We start from the raw sequence: 18,057 nt of genomic DNA, 5'->3' as shown, positions 1-18,057 counted from the left end.
TTCCAGCATTTCACCGTCCGGTCCACGCGGCGGCAAGTCACCGAAGCCGTCTCGATGAACAATTTCCGTGCGACTGACCAACTGTTGATCTTGAAGATGGGGCAGCCATTCACAAGGCGGTGATATACCTGGGGCCAGGGAGTGGAGATCTCTTCAACTCGACGCCGGGGAACAATAATGTCCATTTTCGCACCGGGCGCGCAGTCGGGCGAGGTCACGTCGACAGGCCAGCTCAACCATCACGTTGTGGATTTCGACGCGCCTTCGCCCCCGACTTGCCATCCACCGGGAAAACGCCTGATGGGCGGGCATGGAGCACGTCGTGTCAAGCATGCCGCCGACCGGGCGCTGGCGGTTCTGCTGCTCCTCGCCCTTGCCCCGCTACTGCTGGCCATCGCCATTGCCGTCCTATTGAGCAGTCCGGGACCCATATTCTTCGGGCACGAGCGTATCGGCACTGACGGCAAGCCATTCCGAATGTGGAAGTTCCGTTCCATGAAAGCGAATGCCGCAGAACAACTCGCAGATCTGCTGCACATTCACAATCGGGGCGATGAGCCGCTGTTCAAGATCCCCGACGATCCGCGCATCACCCGACTCGGCAAGTGGCTGCGCCGCTGGTCCCTCGACGAGCTGCCCCAGTTGTGGAACGTGGCGCTCGGCGAGATGTCGCTGGTCGGCCCGCGTCCGCAGATCGACGCCGAAGTGCTCCTCTACACCCCGGACGACTACGGCAGGCTCAGCGTACGGCCGGGCATCACCGGCCTCTGGCAGGTCAGCGGCAGGTCGCGGCTGTCCTGGAAGGAGGCGATCCACCTCGATCTGCACTACGTGAACAACTGGTCGCTCCTGCTCGACGCACGGATCCTGGCTCGCACCGTCAGCGCGGTGCTGGGCGGCCGCGGAGCGGGGTGAACCGATGACACGAGTGGAAGTGGAAGCGCCATCGGACGGGCGGCCGGTCCCCGTTCCCCGCACAGGAGGCGAGGGAGGCGGCCTCAAGGTCGCGCTCGTCCACGACTGGCTCACGAACCAGGGTGGAGCCGAGCGCGTCCTGTGGAGCCTGCACAAGGCGTTCCCGGACGCACCGATCTACACGTCGGTCTTCGCACCTCGCGCGCTGCCGCAGTTCACGCACGCCCAGGTGCGGACGTCGTTTCTGCAGAGGTGGCCCTTCGCCGCCACCCGTCACCAGCTTTATCCGGTTCTTCGGACATTCGCCTTCGAATCATTTGATTTCAGCTCGTACGACGTCGTCATCTCGAGTTGTTCCGCCGAGTCGAAAGGCATCGTGACACGCCCTGAGACACCGCACATCTGCTATCTGCACACGCCTACTCGCTACTATTGGAGCGACCACTACCGCTATGCAAAGAATCCAGGTTTCGGCCCCTTGAACCCAGTCATCCGGTTGGCCATGCCCGCTTTCATCCGGCACATGAGAATGTGGGACCTGGCGGCAACGGCCCGAGTGGATGCCTTCATCGCCAATTCGGCGTTCGTAGCGCAGCGGGTGGAGAAGTACTACCGGCGGGACGCCGTCGTGATCCATCCGCCCATCCAGACGCATCAGTTCTCCATCAAAGAGGACGGGCCGGACGATTTCTTCCTCATAGCCGGGCGGCTGGTCCCCTACAAGCACGTGGACCTAGCCGTACGGGCCTGCCGGGACCTGGACCTGCCGCTCGTCGTCGCGGGAACGGGAAGCGAGCTGCCCCGGCTGCGGGCGATGGCCGGTCCGAGGACCCGCTTCACCGGCCGGGTCAGCGACGAGGAGCTGGCCGGTTACTACCGCCGGGCCAGGGCGCTCATCCACTGCGCCGAAGAGGACTTCGGGCTGATACCGCTCGAGAGCATGGCGAGCGGGCGGCCGGTGATCGCCTTCAACGGCGGCGGCCTGCAGGAGACCGTGGTCGAGGGGCACACGGGGACGTTCTTCGACCGGCAGACCGTCGACTCCCTCAAGGACGCGCTGCGCCGTTTCGACGGGATGCGGTTCGAGCCGGAGGCCCTCCGACAGCATGCCGCGCGCTTCGACGAAGCGGTCTTCATCGAGAAGATGACGGCCTTCGTCACCGCGCTGCGCCGGAGGTCGGCGGAGGTGCCGACGCCATGAGAGGTTCACGGCCCCTCCGCGTCGCGTTGACCGGCAAGGTCCTGAGTCGCAACGTCGGCGGCAACACGACCTACACGGAACGGCTCTATCACCACCTGGCCGACGTGGGAGTGACGGCCGACGTGCTGCTACCGCCGGGCGACGGCCGGTCGGGCGTCGTCCGCGCGCTGGCCTACGCCGCCGCGGAGGGCGTCGTCTGGCCGCGTACGGTGGACGACCGGCACGCCGATCTCCTGCACTTTCCCGGGGACACCGGCGCGCTGGTGCGGGCGAGGGTGCCCGTCGTGGCCACCGTCCACGGCGTCCCGTCGGTCCGTGTCCCGGGTCTCCGGCGCGCCATGTGGGAGCGGACGTGGCGGCTGCGCGTGGCCCGGCTCACCGAGGTCGCGGCCGCCGTCATCACCGTCTCGGCGAACTCCGCACGCGAGATCGGACGCGAGTTCGGCGTTCCGGAGGAGCGCCTGCACGTCGTCCCGCACGGCATCGACACCGGGCGCTTCCACCCGGACAGCCGCGCGGACGCCCCGCTGCTGGCCCCCCTCCGGCTGCCGGAGCGCTTCGTCCTCCACCTCGGCAATCTCGATCCCCGCAAGAACATCCCGGCCCTGGTCGAGGCCGTCGGCCGACCGGAGATCAGCCGGCTGGGAGTACGACTCGTCGTCGCCGGCGGCCCCTTCCGAGGGTCGGAGCCCATCGAGCGGCTGCTGGCGGTCACCCCGCACGTGCGGTACCTCGGCCAGGTCCCGGCGGAGCTCGTCGCGCCCTTGATGCGAGCCGCGAGCGTCTTCGCGCTGCCGTCGAGCCACGAGGGGTTCGGACTTCCGGTCGTCGAGGCGATGGCCTGCGGCACGCCCGTCGTGACGTCCGACCGGGGCGCGCTGCCCGAGGTGACCGGTGACGCGGCGTACGTCGTCACCGATCTCGGCCCGGCCTCGATCGCCGCGGCCTTGCGCGAGGTCCTCACGGACGACGGACTCGCCGCGCGGCTGCGTACGCGGGGAGAGGCCAACGCGCGCCGGTACGCCTGGACGGAGTGCGCCCGGCGGCATCTGGAGATCTTCTCCGGCCTCGTCTCGGGACCGGCGACGTGATCGGCCGCGGAGGTTTCCGCCGGGTCACATCGGCGCCTCCTCGAAACAGCGGCCTGATCTGCAACGGAGACAACGAGTAGGAGATCGCGTGACGATCAGTGAATTCGTACGTGGGCTTCGTCGGCACCTGGTGTTGCTGGCGATCGCGCCTCTGCTGGGGGCCGCCGTCGCTCAGCTCATCACCATGCTGCAGCCCCGATCCTACGAGTCAAAGGCATCTGTCTTCTTCTCTCTCTCCCAGACGACGGACCGGCTTGACCAGGCGTACCAGGGGACCCTGTTCAGCCAGCAGAAAGTGCGGTCCTATGCCGACATCGTCACCACCCCGAAGGTCACCCAGCCCGTCATCGACGAGCTGCGCCTGCGCGTACGGCCGGACCTGCTCGCCAAGCGGCTGACCGTCGAGGTGCCCCTGGACACGACCCTGCTGAACATCAGCGTGCGCTACTCCGACCCGGTGATGGCCGCGCGGATCGTGAACAGCGTGACGAGCCATCTGTCCAAAGCGGTCTCGGACCTGGAGCCGCCTCAGCCGGGCCGGCCGTTGCCCATCCAGATCCACGTCGTCCGTCCGGGCACGGTCCCGCTCAAGCCGAGCAGTCCGCGACCGCTGCTGAACGTCGCCATCGGTCTCGTTCTGGGGACCATCGCCGGCATCGGGGCCGGGGCGCTCAAGGACGCCCTCGACACCCGGATCGGCCGGGCCGCGGACGTGACCCGGGTCAGCGGTCTCCCGGTGCTGGGCGAGGTCCCGCACGACGCGGCCGCCCGCAGGCACGTCCTCGTCGACGACACCGACCGGTTCGGCCGGCGGGCGGAGGCCTACCGCAAGCTCCGGACCAACCTGCGCTTCATCGGTGTCGACCAGCCGCCCCGGACGATCGTCGTGTCGAGCCCGCACCGCGGCGACGGCAAGTCGAGCACCGCGATGAACGTCGCCTTCTCGCTCGCCGACGACGGCGCTCGGGTGGTCCTCGTCGACGCGGACCTGCGGCGCTCGTCCATCGCCTCCGCCTTGGGTCTGGTCGAGGGAGCCGGTCTCACGAGCGTGCTGGCCGGCCAGGCCACGATCGCCGACGTGCTGCAGCAGGCGAAGAGACGATCGACGATCGACGTGATCGCCAGCGGTCCCGTTCCGCCGAACCCGAGCGAGCTGCTCGGCACCCGGAGGATGCAACAGATCCTGGAGGAGCTCAGCGAGAACGCGGACTATGTCATCATCGACTCGCCGCCGCTCCTCCCCGTCGCCGACGCCGCGGTGATCGCCCCAGGCTGTGACGGGGTCATCCTCGTGGCGCGGGCCGGAAGGACCAAGCAGGACGAGTTGCGCTCCGCCGCCGAGAGCCTCGCCGCCGTCAACGCCGAGACTCTGGGCGTGGTCGTCAACATGACGAAGTCCACCGCCAACGATCGCTACTACGTCTACTCGGGAAGAACCTCGCCGGGCGGCGGCGACGATGCGTCGCCGTCTCCTCGGCGCCGCGACGAGGAGGACCCGGTGCCGAGCGCGAGCGCCCGGTGATGAGAACCCTCGGCACGGTGAGCCGCCCGGCCGCGCCCGGCCGGGACGGCCCCACCGGGAAGTCCCTGTGGATCCGCCACGGCACCTGGTGGCTGCATCCCGCCTGGACGGGCGTTCTCGTCGCCCTCCCATGTCTCGCCGTCACCTGGTACATCCCCGACCAGGACTACCGTCTCTGGTGGCGCACGCCGAAGTACTTCGACTCGGCGGCCTGCCTGACCACGCTGCTCCTGCTCGGTGCCTTCGTCGTCGGCGCCATCGCGCCGTCGCTGGCCCGCAGGCGCAGCATCGTCCGGGGTTCGCGGGTGACTCCCACGGCGGACCAGCAGCGGATCCTCGCGCAGGCCGGTCGCGTCTTCGTCGTACTGACCCTGATCGGATACGCCGTCTGGGCCCTCCTCGCCATTTCGCGCGGGTACGGCGGCGACCAGTTGGGCAGCGCGCTCCTTCTCGACCGGGACACCCTGATCGGGGCGAAGGAGGAATACTTCTCGACGGCTCCCGGGGTGACGACACTGACGCAGTTCGGCCCCCTCGCCATCGTGTGCCTGCTGCTCGACCGCCGCATCAGCGGCCACCGCCACCGGTGGGCCCTGGCGCTCCTCGCGACCCTCGTGCTGGCCAGGGTGCTGATCAACGCCGAACGCCTGGCGCTCTTCGAGGCGGTCGTCCCCCTCATCGTGGTCGCCGCGGCCCTGCGGTCCGGCCGCTCCGCCCGGCCCCGGCATCGGCTCTGGTGGGCCCTGCTGCCGATGGTCGCCCCGCTGCTCCTGGCGGTCGTCTTCGGGCTCTTCGAGTACACGCGCAGCTGGAGCGACCGCTACCAGCACGAACACATCGGAGTCGGCGAGTTCGTCATGCTCCGGCTCGGCGGGTACTACGCGACCGCCTCCAACAACTCGGCGGTGCTCCTCACGCACCTGGCGCCGTACGCGAAGCTGCCGTGCTTCACCATCCCGGTGATCTGGAACTTCCCGATACTCAAGTCGCTGTTCAACGTCCACGGCGCCCTCGACGCGGGCCCGCACCACTGGATGCTGGTGCTGGCGCAATACGGGAATCCGGAGTTCAACAACCAGGGGGCCATCCTGCCGGCGGTCGCGGACTACGGCCCGGTCGGCGCGCTGGTGTGGTGGGCCGTCATCGGGTTGCTGCTTGGCGTCTGTTACCGCGCTCTGCGGGCGGGCGAACTGCACGGCCTCGTGCTGTACGCGGTCCTCTACGTGGGACTGCTCGAGATGGGGCGCATCTTCTACTGGGGGCTCGGCCGCGCCTTCCCGGTCATCACCGGCGGCATCCTCCTCGCGGTCCTCCTGCGTCGCGCGGGACTGCGGGCGGCGGGCGATGGAACCTGATCGGCCGATGGAGAGAGGATCCTCATGCCGCTGACCGAAGCGCCGATCGTCCCGTTCAACCGCGCCTACATCACAGGCGTGGAACAGCAGTACATGACGACGGCCATCGTGAACGGGCTCCTGGAAGGGGACGGGCCATTCACGAAACGGGCGAACGCCCTGGTCGCCGAGATCATCGGGGCACCCGCCGCATTGCTGACGACCTCGTGCACCCACGCCCTGGAGATGAGCGCGCTCCTGCTCGACCTGGCGCCGGGAGACGAGGTCATCGTGCCGTCGTTCACCTTCGTGTCGACGGCCACGGCGATCGCCCTGCGCGGCGCGGTCCCGGTCTTCGTCGACTGCCGGCCGGACACCCTGAACCTGGACGAGCGCCGGGTCGAGGCGGCGGTCACGCCGCGGACCCGGGCGATCGTCGTCGTGCACTACGCGGGCGTGGCGTGCGAGATGGACGCCGTCATGGCGATCGCCGACCGCTACGGCCTCGCGGTGGTCGAGGACAACGCGCACGGCCTCGGCGGCCGTTACAAGGGCCGCCCCCTCGGGTCGTTCGGCGCCCTGGCCGCACAGAGCTTCCACGCGACGAAGAACGTCCAGTGCGGTGAGGGCGGAGCGCTGGTCGTCAACGACGCGGCACTCATCGAACGCGCCGAGATCATCCGCGAGAAGGGGACGAACCGGAGCCAGTTCTTCCGCGGCATGACGGACAAGTACCGGTGGGTGGAGAACGGCTCCAGCTATCTGCCCTCGGACATCCTGGCCGCCTTCCTGGTCGCGCAGTTGGAGGCGATCGACGACATCCAGCGTCGACGCCATCGCATCTGGGACGCCTACGACGAACGGCTCGCGGACTGGGCCGGAGACAGAGGCGTCGAGCGGCCCACCGTCCCCGACGGCTGCGCGCACCCCGCGCACCTGTACTACCTGCTCCTGCCCGATCTGCCGAGCCGCCAGTCCCTCCTCCGGCACCTGGCGGAACGAGGCGTGCGCGCGGCCTTCCACTACCAGCCCCTGCATACCGCCCCAGGTGGGCTCCGTTACGGGCGGGTCGCCCCCGGAGGCTGTCCGGTCACCGAGGACGTCGCCGACCGGATCATCCGGCTCCCCCTGTTCGCGGAGATGAGCGACGCCGAATTCGACCTGGTCGTCGAGAGCATCACGTCGTTCAGCGGACCGACCGCTTAAGGAGTGACAGTGGCACCGGTGACGACGGTCCAGATGTCGAGGCGGGTCGGAAAGGAGACCTCGAAGTCCCGCGAGGTTCTCCGATCAGGCTGGATCCCGGCCGCGCTCACGCTCGCATTCACCGTCGCGGTGTCGCACCACTATGGCGTCGCCGCTCGGCAGACGGTCGTGTTCGGCGTGTTCGCCGTTCTCGGCGTGACAGTGCCGGGAACCCTCCTCGCCCGCGCCCTCCGCGGTCACTCGGCCGGTTTCCCCGAGGACGTGGCGCTCGGCACCGCCCTCGGGCACGGGATGACCGTTCTCGCCTACGTCCCCGCCCGGTGGGCCGGACTGCCGCTGCTGGTGCTCGCCTGGCCGGTCGCGACGATCGTCGCCTTCGTCATGGTTCCGGCGCTTCGTCCGTACTGGCGAGGAGCGGACCGCGCGAGCCGGGCCCCGGTCGCGCTCTCGTGGGGTCTCGCCACGTTCGTCGCACTGACCGTGGTCGCGAGCGCCACGTCCTTCTTCCGGGCGCACCGGCTGGCCTGGTCCGGGCACGCCACACCGTACGTCGACATGCTCTTCCACCTCAGCGTGGTGGGCGAGCTCAAGCACCACGTCCCGCCGACCTCACCGTTCGTGCTCGGCGAACCGCTCCACTATCACTGGTTCGTGTACGCCGACATGGCGGCGACGAGTTGGGTGACGGGGATCGAGCCCGAGACCCTGTTGTACCGCCTCTTCCTGCTCCCGGTCCTGGCGGCCACGGTCCTGCTGTTCGCGGCGATCGCGCGCCGGCTCACCGACCGGTGGTGGCCGGCCCTCGTGGCCCCTGGACTCGCGCTGTTCGCGCTGTGCCCGAACCCGTGCGCGTGGGCACCCGGTCTGGGGGCCGACTTCGTGCTGCGGTACAGCGTCCCCTGGTGCAGCCCCACCCAGACCTTCGGCGTGATGCTGTTCGCCTCCGTGGTCCTCCTCCTCGTCACGATCCTCCGGCAGCCGAGGCCCGGGAAGGGGTCTTGGACGATGTTCGCCATTCTGATCACGGCGACGTCGGGGGCGAAGTCCGTTTTCCTGCCGATGCTCTTCGCCGGTCTGATCGTCGTGCCGGCCGTGACCCTGCTCGTACGACGGCGGCTGCACCGGCCCGCCGTCATCGCCGCCCTCATGGTCACGGCGGCCCTGGTCTTCGCACAGATCGTGATCTACGGTGGGGCCTCTGACGGGCTGGTCGTCCACCCCCTCTCAGTCTTCAGCACGCTCGCCGCGGACATCGGCTCGACGGCCGAGCCCTCTCTTCCGCTGAAGCTCGCGGTCGTCGCGGCCTGCGTGTTCGGACTGGGCTGCTTCTGGATCGGGGTGTTCCTGCTCGGGCTACGGCCCAGGACGCTGCTCGACCCGCCGGTCCTGTTGCTCCTCGGGATCGGGGCGGCCGGGTTCGCGGCGGGTGTGACCCTCCGCTTCCCGGGAAGTTCCCAGCGTTACTTCCTGTACGGCGCGACGCCGTACCTGTGCCTCGCCGCGGTCCGCGGACTCGCGGCCGTACTCCCCCGGCCGGACATCGCGCGGTCGCGTTCCGTACCGGCCCTGGTGGGCGCGCTCGCCGGGGGGATCGCCGTCATCCTGACCGTCCGCAGGCTGGACGGAACGGCCAGGCCCGAGGCCGACGAGATGGTGCGACGGATCGTCGGCCCCGTCACCGTGCTCGTGCTCCTGATCGCCGCCCTCGCGGTGACACTGCTCGTGGCCGGACGCCGGCGCCTCGCGCTGCGGGCGGTGTCGCCGGGGGTGGTCGCCGCGTTCGTCATGGGTCTGGCGGTGCCCGCCAGCGTCGCTCATGTGAAGGAGACGTGGCACAACGTCTCCGCCAGGTCACCGACGACCGTCGTATCACCGGGGACCGTCGAAGCGGGGCGCTGGCTCCGTGACCACTCCCGCCCGGACGACGTCGTCGCGACGAACGCGATCTGCACCGCGGCCGACGCCCGGGTCTGCGACCTGAACCACTTCTCGGTGGCCGCCTACGCCGAACGACGCCTCCTCGTGGAAACCTGGATCTACGAGATGAGGACGCAGGACAGGGCCGCGAAGGAGCACGTCGAGGACGCCTCCGTACCGTTCTGGGACGGCCGGCGACTGGCGGACAACGACGCGGCCTTCCATCACCCGTCACCCGGCACGGTGCGACGCCTGCGCGACCGGTACGGCGTGCGCTGGCTGTTCGTCGATCTGCGGGAGGACCGGCCCGCGTCCGGACTCGACCGGTACGCGCATCTGCGGTACGCGGCGGGTGACTGGGCCGTCTACGAGATCTGAGCTCGCCCGTCGCGGGCGGTGAGGGGCCGCCACCACGCCTCGTTGGCGGCGTACCAGCGCACGACCTCGGCGAGCCCCTCGTCGAAGTCGACCTCGGGCCGGTAGCCGAGCCCGCGGATCTTCGTCGTGTCGACGGAGTAGCGCAGATCATGGCCTGGCCGGTCGGGCACGTACTCGACCATCTCCCAGCCCACCCCGTGCGCCGCGAGCAGTCGCCGGGCGAGGTCGGCGTTGGTCAGCTCGACGCCGCCGCCGATGTTGTACGTCTCCCCCGGCGACCCCTTCTGGAGCACGAGCTGGATGCCGCGGCAGTGGTCGGTGACGTGCAGCCACTCCCGTACGTTGCGCCCGTCGCCGTACAGCGGGATCCTGCGCCCGTCGAGCAGGTTCGTCACGAAGAGAGGGATGATCTTCTCCGGGAACTGCCGCGGGCCGTAGTTGTTCGAACAGCGGGTGACCCGGACGTCGAGGCCGTACGTCTGGTGGTACGCGCGGCAGAGCAGGTCCGCGCCGGCCTTCGACGCGGAGTACGGAGAGTTGGGCAGGAGGGGATCGGTCTCCACCCAGGACCCTTCGTCGATCGACCCGTACACCTCGTCGGTGGAGACCTGGACGAACGTCTGGACCCCTGCTTCGAGGGCCGCCTGGAGGAGCCGCTGCGTGCCGAGCACGTTCGTGTGGAGGAAGTCCGCGGCGGCGCCGATCGACCGGTCGACGTGCGTCTCCGCGGCGAAGTTGACGATGAAGTCGTGCCCGGGGACCAGCCGCCCCAGCAGGTCACCGTCGGCGATGTCACCGCGTACGAAGGTGAGATCCGGATGCCCCGCCAGCGCCGACAGGTTCTCCGGCCGGCCGGCGTAGGTGAGCTTGTCCAGAACGGTGACCTTGGCGTCCTCGAAGCCCGGATAGGCACCGCGCAGCAGCGCGCGAACATAGCTCGATCCGATGAAACCGGCCCCGCCGGTGACGAGAAACCTCATGCCCGTAGCTGCACCTTACTGTGATCTCCCACCATGAGCCGGTGGGCGTTGGGGACGCGCGACGCGCCCGTCACCTCGACGTCCCGCCCGATCAGCGAGTGCTCGATGCGCGGCACGCTCCGGATGGTGGAGCTCCCGAGGACGATGGAGTACTCGATCTCCGCGTCCTCGATCACGCAGTCCTCCGCGATGGAGGTGAACGGCCCGACGTAGGAGCGGACCACCTTGGTCCCGGACCCGATGACGATCGGTCCGCGCAGGACGGAGTCCTCGACGACGGCGCCCGGATGGACGACGACCCGTCCCTCGATCTCCGAACGCCCCCCTATCGTGCCGTCCGTACGAGCCTCGACCCGCTCCAGCAGGATACGGTTGCACTCGAGGATGTCCCGCAGCCGGCCGGTGTCCTTCCAGTACCCGCTGACCAGGTACGAGTGCACCTTGTGGTCGCGGTTGATCAACCACTGGATCGCGTCGGTTATCTCCAGTTCCCCCCGCGCCGACGGGGTGATGGCCCGCACCGCCTCGTGCACCACCGGCGAGAACATGTACACCCCGACGATGGCGAGGTCGCTCCGCGGCACATCCGGTTTCTCCTGGAGGCTGAGGATGGCCCCGTCGGCGTCGAGTTCGGCGACACCGTAGAACTGTGGCTCCGCGACCCTGCTGAGCAGGAGCTGTGCCGCGTAGTCGCTCGCCTGGAAAGCGGCCACCAGATCCGCTATCCCGCCGATGAGGAGGTTGTCGCCGAGATACATCACGAAGTCGTCATCACCGAGGAATTCCCGCGCGATGACGACACAATGCGCGAGTCCCAGCGGCGCTTCCTGCTGGATGTAGGACACTTTCAGCCCGAAGTCCGATCCGTCACCGACCGCGGCCCGGACCTCGTCACCGGTGTCCCCGATGACGATGGCGGTCTCCGTGATCCCCGCTTCGCGGATCGCGTCCAGACCGTAGAACAGCACCGGCCGGTTCGCCACCGGCACGAGTTGCTTCGCCGAAGTATGGGTGAGCGGACGTAGGCGGGTGCCTCGCCCTCCGGCCAACACCAATGCCTTCATGAAGCCGGCTCCCCCCGGTTCGGCGCGGTGGCGATACCACGATCGCATGCGGTTCTCTTCCACAGCACCGTGGTGGCCGCGTCTTTGCCGATCACTGCCCGAGATCGAATGACCTATTTGCGCACCGGGCGATAGGACACGCCGGTCGCCGCGCGTCCATTGCTTAGGATATCCACATCGGCGGATCCGGCCGCTCCGATTGCGAGCAACTCGTCGATAACTCGGACAAAAGGAGTGAGATGCAGGAACTATTGCGGGATGTCGAGGCCTACTTCGAAGACAAGATAAAGACGCATGGTGCGACCCATTATGGCGTGGATTTCACTACGCCGAGCGCACAAACGAACCGTTTCGAGCAACTCGTCAAGGTGGTCGACGGCGACGAGGCGTTCTCCATCAACGATTACGGTAGCGGATACGGCGCACTGGTGGAGTTCCTGGCGACCCGCTGGACCGACTTCGCCTACTGCGGATTCGACATCTCGAAAGCGATGCGGACCGTAGGCGAATCACTTTACGCGAGCGACACGCGAATACGTTTCACCGGCGACTACGCCGAGCTCGACATGGCCGACTACACCGTGGCCAGCGGCACCTTCAACATCAAACTCGACTGCGACTCAGACACCTGGCAGCGGTACGTCGTCGAGGAGGTCGGGCGTATGGCGGCGGTGAGCAAGAAAGGCTTCGCCTTCAACATGCTCACGTCGTACTCCGATCCGGAGCACATGCGAGACGATCTCTATTACGGGGACCCTCTCCTGTATTTCGACCACTGCAAGCGCAAGTTCTCGCGCAACGTCGCACTCCTCCACGACTACAACGGATTCGACTTCACGATCATAGTGCGCCTTTAGCGCGCCCCTCCGGCTCCCGAACGGTAATCCTGCGAGGTAACGATGTTCGTTTCCGTAGTCGTTCCGTGCTATCGATCGGCCCGGACCCTGCCGTCGCTCATCGACCGGCTCGCCGCCGCCCTGCCCGCGGCGGCCATCGGATACGAGGTCGTGCTGGTGGTCGACGGCAGCCCGGATGACACGTGGGAGGTCGCGGCGGAACTCGCGCGGGACCACCCGGAGGTCCGCGCCATCCGGTTGGCGCGCAATTACGGCCAGCACAACGCCACCATCGCCGGAGTACGCGCCGCCGTGCACGACGTCATCGTGACCATGGACGACGACCTGCAGCACCCGCCGGAGGAGATTCCGCGCCTGCTGGCCGCGCTCACCGACGAGGTCGACCTCGTGTACGGGCACCCGCGTGAGGAGGAGCACGGGATTCTGCGGAATCTCTCCTCACAGTTGTTCAAACTGGGGCTCTCCGGACCGCTCGGCGCGCGAGACGCGAGGTCGCTGAGCGCTTTCCGCGCGTTCCGCGCGTTCCTGCGGAGCGGACTGGACGACGTGACCGGTCCTTTCGTCTGCATCGACGTCGTCCTGTCCTGGTGCACGAGGAGGGTCCAGGACGTCGAGGTGCACATGGACCAGCGCAGCGAGGGAAGGTCCGGCTATACGCTGCGCACGCTACTGCGCCAGGCCGTCAACGTGGTCGTCGCGTACAGTTCGACGCCGCTGCGAATCGTGAGCTACCTCGGGCTGCTCGCCGGCGGATTCGGAGCCTGTCTGCTCGGCCTCGTCCTGTGGAGTTACTTCGCCGGCCACACGAGCGTCGCCGGCTTCACGAGCATCGCCTCGATGATCGCGCTGTTCTCGAGCGCGCAGATGCTCGGCATCGGGGTCCTCGGTGAATATCTGGGCCGCCTCCACTCCGGCGGCATGGGCCGCCCCACGTACGTGGTGCGAACAGAGGTCGGCGCGGCCGGCGCGAGCACGGGTCAGGTGCGAATCCCCGAAGTCGTGTCCCAGCGGTCGCAAGAGGGGTGGATGGCGTGAAACGCGTCGCGATAGTGCAGTCGAACTACATCCCGTGGAAAGGCTACTTCGACCTGATCGCCGCGGTCGATGAGTTCATCCTGCTCGACAACGTTCAGTTCACGACCGGTAGCTGGCGCAATCGCAACCGCGTGAAGACGGCGACCGGCGTCCGATGGCTCTCGATCCCGATCACCCGCGGCCCGCTGAACCGGCCGATCAACGAGGTGGAGGCCGGCGACCCGGACTGGCGCCTCAAGCACTGGCGAATCCTCACCGACGCCTACCGGAAGGCTCCGTACTGGGCGGACACGGCACCGGTCCTGGAACGACTCTACGAGAGCTGCCAGAGCCTTCGGCTGTCCGCGATCAACCGGCACTTCCTCGAAGGCGTCTGCGACATCCTCGGGATCCGGTCCCGGTTCACCCGGGCCGAGGACTACGACCCGACGGGGTCCAGGACCGAGCGCGTGGTGGATCTGTGCCGGAAGGCCGGCGCCGACGAGTACGTGACAGGACCGGCGGCTCGCGCCTATCTCGACGAGAGCCTCTTCCACGACGTGGGCATCGACGTCCACTGGTTCGACTATTCCGGATACCCGGAGTATCCCCAGATCCACCCGCCGTTCGACCACCAGGTGAGCATTCTCGACCTCATCGTCAACACCGGACCGGACGCCGCCCGCTACCTCAAGTTCGCCGCCCCGGCGTCCGCCCGTTCGTGAGCCACACCCGGAGTGAGCGTGCCATGTCGCGATCGAACGGCCGGACCCCGCTGAGAACCCGTGCCGCGCGCTGGGCCTGGATCTCGGAGCTGTTCGGCGAGCGCGTCACCTACCTGCTGGCGGGCGGCGTCACCGCCGTGGTCTACTACGTGCTCCTCGGCGGCGGGCTGCTGGCCGCCCAGGATCGGGTGCCGTACCTGTTCCTGGTGGTGGGCAGCCACTTCGTCACCGCTCTGATCGTCTATCCGATGTACCGGCTGGCGATCTTCAAGGTCTCCGGTGAGGACTGGCTGCCCGGCTTCATGCGGTTCTACGCGGTCGGGCTCGGCTTCCTCGCGGCGTCCGTGATCGGCCTGCCGATCATGGTCGAGTTCGGCGGGATTCCCCTCATGGTGGCGCAGGCGCTGATCATCCTGATGAGCCCGCCCCTGAGTTACGCGATAAATCGGACCTGGACCTTCCGGAAGCGAGGCGACGCCTGACATGTCCGCACAGCCACGGATGGCATGCGTGGTCGCCACGGTCGGCCGCCCGGTCCACCTGGACACGCTCCTGCGGTCACTGGCCGACCAGACCCTGCCACCCAGCCACGTCATCGTCGTCGACCAGAGCACGAACACCAAGACCGCCGACGTCATCGACACCTGGCGCGACCGCCTCCCCCTGCGCCGCCTCACCTCCGCCCGCGGCCTCTCGCTCGGACGCAACACCGGCCTGGCCGCCCTCGGCGACGACTACGACATCGTCACCTTCCCCGACGACGACGTCCGCCTCGCCCCCGACGCCCTCGCGAACGCCGCCGCCGCCTTCGCCACCGGCCACCACATCGGCGTCGTATCCGGCGCTCTGATCACCCCGTCCGGCCGCCTCGACCGGCAGCGGGCCCCGGCCCGTCCGACGCCGCTCACCGAGAGAACGGTCTGGGTCGCCGCCGAAGGCGCCACCTGCGTACGGTCGGCGTTCCTGCGATCCGTTGGGGGTTTCGACGAGACGCTCGGCGTCGGCAACCCCACCCCCTGGCAGTCCGGGGAAGGGACGGATCTGCTGCTGCGCGGCCTGCGAGCCGGCTGGACGATCCTCTTCGACCCGGCGATCGCGGTGCATGAGACGTGCGACGAGGACGGCCCGGCCGAGCCGGGGTGCCGGGCGAAGGCGCGCCACTACGCTCGCGGCACCGGGCGGGTCTACCGCCGGCACCACGGGATTCGCCGTCAGCTCATCAGCGTGCTCCGCCCGCTCGGCGGCCTCCTGCTGTGCTCGTTCACGGGGCGCGGCGCCGAGGCCCGCTGGCACTGGCAGCGGGCGCTGGGCCGGGCCGAGGGGCTGACGGGTCACGTCCTTCCCTACTCCGCCCTGCCCGAGCCGCTCGAACAACGCCGTTTCCGCGACAGCGCTCCGTCTCACGGGCCGGACGGGGCGATGAGGACCGGGCAATGAAGCGGTAACCTCCGCCGCAAAAGAGCGTCCATCGCCGACGGGGCGGCGGCCGGTCCCCCGCCCGCCCGCCGATCATCGAGACATGTCCTCACAGCCACGGATGGCATGCGTGGTCGCCACGGTCGGCCGCCCGGTCCACCTGGACACGCTCCTGCGGTCACTGGCCGACCAGACCCTGCCACCCAGCCACGTCATCGTCGTCGACCAGAGCACGAACACCAAGACCGCCGACGTCATCGACACCTGGCGCGACCGCCTCCCCCTGCGCCGCCTCACCTCCGCCCGCGGTGCCTCGCTCGGACGCAACACCGGCCTGGCCGCCCTCGGCGACGACTACGACATCGTCACCTTCCCCGACGACGACGTCCGCCTCGCCCCCGACGCCCTCGCGAACGCCGCCGCCGCCTTCGCCACCGGCCACCACATCGGCGTCGTATCCGGCGCCGTGAACTTCCCCGGCGGCCATCGCAGCCACCGGATCTGCGGCGGCCGGCGGACCGTCCTGACGAAGGCGACGGTCCGCACCAACACGATCGAGGCGGGATGCTTCTTCCGCGCGGCGTTCCTGCGCGGCGTCGGCGGATTCGACGAGACGCTCGGCGTCGGCAACCCCACCCCCTGGCAGTCGACGGCCGGCCTCGACCTGCTGCTGCGCGGCCTGCGCGCCGGCTGGACGATCCTCTTCGACCCGGCGATCGCCGTCTACGAGACCGGCTACAACGGCACCCCCGAGGACCTCCTCTACCGGGTGAAGTGCCGGCACTACGCGCGCGGAGCCGGGCGGGTCTACCGTCGCCACTACGGCCCCCGCCTGATCGCCCCCATCCTGGTCCGCGAGATGGGAGGCGTCGTCTTCTTCCTCGCGACGGGGCGTCGTCGCCGCGCCGCCTGGTGCCTGCAGCAGATCATCGGCATCCTCGAGGGCCTCACCGGGCGGGTCTTCAGCCAGGTCCGCGCTCCGGAGCCGCTCGAGGCACGGCGCTTCTACGACACCTCGGCCTGCTCGGCGACCGGGACCGGAGAGCCCGGTGAGTGAAGGCGTCCCGCCCGGCGCCGGGACAGGATACGGACGAAGACGAGGAAGGTCAGGACGCACCCGAGCGCGTTGAGCGTGGCCAGACCGACTGCGGCGCCGAACGCGCCATGCCAGGCCGCACCGACCGTCGGGCCGAGGAAGGCCAGCGCCCCGCCCAGGACGCGCAGGATGAACTGCTCGCGGACCGCTTCGAGGGCCCGCATCGCACCGCCCATCGTCATGGCGATGGTGCTGACGAACTGAACGGCGACGAGCGGCGGCAGCACGACACGCGCGGTGGTCCAGGAACTCCCCACCAGCCGGTCGCCCAGGCTCGGCGGCAGCGACAGCATGACGAGCCCCCAGCAGACGGCCACCGTGGCCAGGCTTCCCCCGATCACCAGCATCGTCGGCACGAGCCGGCTCGGCGCGTGGGCGATCGCCCGGCGGCATTCGGAGATCGCGATCGTACGTCCGGCGGCGCAGACCAGACCGACCGGTCCCAGCAGCGTGTTCCCGGCCCGCAGGGCGCCCACGGCCGCGACGCCCGCCACCACGCTGACCGCGAGCGTGCCCGCGTAGGCGGCGGTCGCGATGACGGCGACCTCGACCGCGTACGGGCGGGACAGCCTCCCGTAGTCGCGCCACCATCCGCGTACGGCGGTGCAGCGCGGCACGACACCGGCCTGAGCCATGCCGAGCACGGCCGCCGCCAGCCCGGCACCCGCCCACATCGCCAGCGCCCACACCAGCCCGGCGCCGGCGGTGAACAGCAGGACGAGCGCCACGGCCTGCGACGCCCCCCAGAACAGGTCGTTCGCCAGAGACCTCGCGGCCTGTCCGTGCGCGATGAACCCCACGCGCAGCGCGTCCTGGACCAACAGGCCGGGCAGCGCCAGCGCCAGGACCACGGCCGCGGGGTCCAGGCCGCCGCGCACCATGATGGACAGCGGGATGAGGACCGTCGCGGCCACGACGCCGAAGACCGCCGCGGCGCCGGCGCTGTCGGCCAGGTGCCGTCTGTCGTGCGACGCACCGGAGACGCGAACCAGCAGCGGCTCGCTGAACGTCGCCCGCGACAACTCGACGACGAGGACGTAATAGCCGTACAGCACGGCGAACACGCCGAACTCGGCGCGCGTGACATTTCGCGCCACCATGACGGTCAGCAGCATGTTGGTCGCCGCGGAGACCCCATAATCGGCCAGGACCCAACCACTGCGCCGCAAGGGTGCTTTGATCATCAATACCGCGCCTTTTTCGTCGTTGGCCACCAGGGATTCCACGCCGACGTCATCTGTGTATCAGGCCGCGAATGGCAGGCGATCAGGCCGCGATCAACGCTTCTGAAACAGTTCGACAAACACCTTCTCAACAGTTCTGGCGACACGCGGGACCGGA

General features: G+C 69.0%; 16 protein-coding genes. 13 read left to right on the top strand and 3 right to left on the bottom strand.

From position 1 onward, the window contains the following. Window positions 1–177 precede the first annotated feature (177 nt). From AB0L00_RS42835 to AB0L00_RS42805, 7 genes are all read left to right on the top strand, one after another. A complete protein-coding gene (locus AB0L00_RS42835; RefSeq protein ID WP_364443535.1) occupies window positions 178–915 on the top strand; it encodes a sugar transferase in 738 nt (245 codons plus the stop codon). A gap of 4 nt (window positions 916–919) precedes the next feature. Further along, the gene (locus AB0L00_RS42830; protein WP_364443533.1) at window positions 920–2,116 is read left to right on the top strand and encodes a glycosyltransferase; all 1,197 of its coding nucleotides are present in this window, start codon (window positions 920–922) and stop codon (window positions 2,114–2,116) included. Then, on the top strand, window positions 2,113–3,207 hold the full coding sequence (locus AB0L00_RS42825) for a glycosyltransferase family 1 protein (protein WP_364443531.1): 1,095 nt from the start codon (window positions 2,113–2,115) through the stop codon (window positions 3,205–3,207). The genes AB0L00_RS42830 and AB0L00_RS42825 overlap by 4 nt, the downstream gene beginning before the upstream one ends. A gap of 88 nt (window positions 3,208–3,295) precedes the next feature. Continuing rightward, window positions 3,296–4,729, top strand: coding sequence for a polysaccharide biosynthesis tyrosine autokinase (locus AB0L00_RS42820; RefSeq protein WP_364443530.1), 1,434 nt, complete (start codon window positions 3,296–3,298; stop codon window positions 4,727–4,729). Then, window positions 4,729–6,084 (top strand): O-antigen polymerase, encoded by a 1,356-nt coding sequence (locus AB0L00_RS42815; RefSeq protein ID WP_364443529.1) that lies wholly within the window; start codon window positions 4,729–4,731, stop codon window positions 6,082–6,084. The genes AB0L00_RS42820 and AB0L00_RS42815 overlap by 1 nt, the downstream gene beginning before the upstream one ends. Before the next feature lie 24 nt (window positions 6,085–6,108). Beyond that, window positions 6,109–7,269 carry a dTDP-4-amino-4,6-dideoxygalactose transaminase gene (gene rffA / locus AB0L00_RS42810; protein WP_364443527.1) on the top strand — a complete coding sequence of 387 codons (1,161 nt, stop codon included), beginning with the start codon at window positions 6,109–6,111 and terminating at the stop codon, window positions 7,267–7,269. A gap of 9 nt (window positions 7,270–7,278) precedes the next feature. After that, window positions 7,279–9,564, top strand: coding sequence for a hypothetical protein (locus tag AB0L00_RS42805; RefSeq protein ID WP_364443526.1), 2,286 nt, complete (start codon window positions 7,279–7,281; stop codon window positions 9,562–9,564). Here the strand turns inward: AB0L00_RS42805 and rfbB are convergent. After that, on the bottom strand, window positions 9,552–10,544 hold the full coding sequence (gene rfbB / locus AB0L00_RS42800; protein WP_364443524.1) for a dTDP-glucose 4,6-dehydratase: 993 nt from the start codon (window positions 10,542–10,544) through the stop codon (window positions 9,552–9,554). The genes AB0L00_RS42805 and rfbB overlap by 13 nt on opposite strands. Further along, the gene (locus AB0L00_RS42795) at window positions 10,541–11,608 is read right to left on the bottom strand and encodes a glucose-1-phosphate thymidylyltransferase (RefSeq protein ID WP_364443522.1); all 1,068 of its coding nucleotides are present in this window, start codon (window positions 11,606–11,608) and stop codon (window positions 10,541–10,543) included. The genes rfbB and AB0L00_RS42795 overlap by 4 nt, the downstream gene beginning before the upstream one ends. 239 nt (window positions 11,609–11,847) lie before the next feature. Between AB0L00_RS42795 and AB0L00_RS42790 the strand changes: the two genes are divergently transcribed. The 6 genes from AB0L00_RS42790 to AB0L00_RS42765 all read left to right on the top strand — a co-directional run bounded on the left by AB0L00_RS42790 (window position 11,848) and on the right by AB0L00_RS42765 (window position 16,677). Then, the gene (locus AB0L00_RS42790) at window positions 11,848–12,465 is read left to right on the top strand and encodes a class I SAM-dependent methyltransferase (protein ID WP_364443520.1); all 618 of its coding nucleotides are present in this window, start codon (window positions 11,848–11,850) and stop codon (window positions 12,463–12,465) included. Between the two features lie 42 nt (window positions 12,466–12,507). Then, a complete protein-coding gene (locus AB0L00_RS42785) occupies window positions 12,508–13,500 on the top strand; it encodes a glycosyltransferase family 2 protein (protein WP_364443518.1) in 993 nt (330 codons plus the stop codon). After that, window positions 13,497–14,204 carry a WbqC family protein gene (locus tag AB0L00_RS42780; RefSeq protein ID WP_364443516.1) on the top strand — a complete coding sequence of 236 codons (708 nt, stop codon included), beginning with the start codon at window positions 13,497–13,499 and terminating at the stop codon, window positions 14,202–14,204. The genes AB0L00_RS42785 and AB0L00_RS42780 overlap by 4 nt, the downstream gene beginning before the upstream one ends. A 23-nt stretch (window positions 14,205–14,227) precedes the next feature. Next, complete coding sequence (locus tag AB0L00_RS42775; protein ID WP_364443515.1) at window positions 14,228–14,686, top strand: GtrA family protein; 459 nt, start codon at window positions 14,228–14,230, stop codon at window positions 14,684–14,686. 1 nt (window position 14,687) lies between these two features. Further along, window positions 14,688–15,641: a glycosyltransferase gene (locus tag AB0L00_RS42770; protein ID WP_364443514.1), complete on the top strand. Its 954-nt coding sequence runs from the start codon at window positions 14,688–14,690 to the stop codon at window positions 15,639–15,641. Window positions 15,642–15,723: 82 nt separating this feature from the next. Beyond that, window positions 15,724–16,677, top strand: a complete 954-nt coding sequence (locus tag AB0L00_RS42765; RefSeq protein ID WP_364443513.1) for a glycosyltransferase family A protein — start codon at window positions 15,724–15,726, stop codon at window positions 16,675–16,677. On the opposite strand, the gene AB0L00_RS42760 is transcribed toward AB0L00_RS42765, so the two are convergent. Continuing rightward, window positions 16,626–17,900 (bottom strand): hypothetical protein, encoded by a 1,275-nt coding sequence (locus AB0L00_RS42760; RefSeq protein ID WP_364443512.1) that lies wholly within the window; start codon window positions 17,898–17,900, stop codon window positions 16,626–16,628. The genes AB0L00_RS42765 and AB0L00_RS42760 overlap by 52 nt on opposite strands. Window positions 17,901–18,057: the final 157 nt, after the last annotated feature.

Origin of the sequence: Actinoallomurus sp. NPDC052308 (assembly GCF_040679195.1) — a bacterium.
Taxonomy (GTDB): Bacteria; Actinomycetota; Actinomycetes; order Streptosporangiales; family Streptosporangiaceae; genus Actinoallomurus; species Actinoallomurus liliacearum.
Note: the sequence above shows the minus strand (reverse complement) of the source record. Positions and strands in the feature narration are given on the sequence as shown.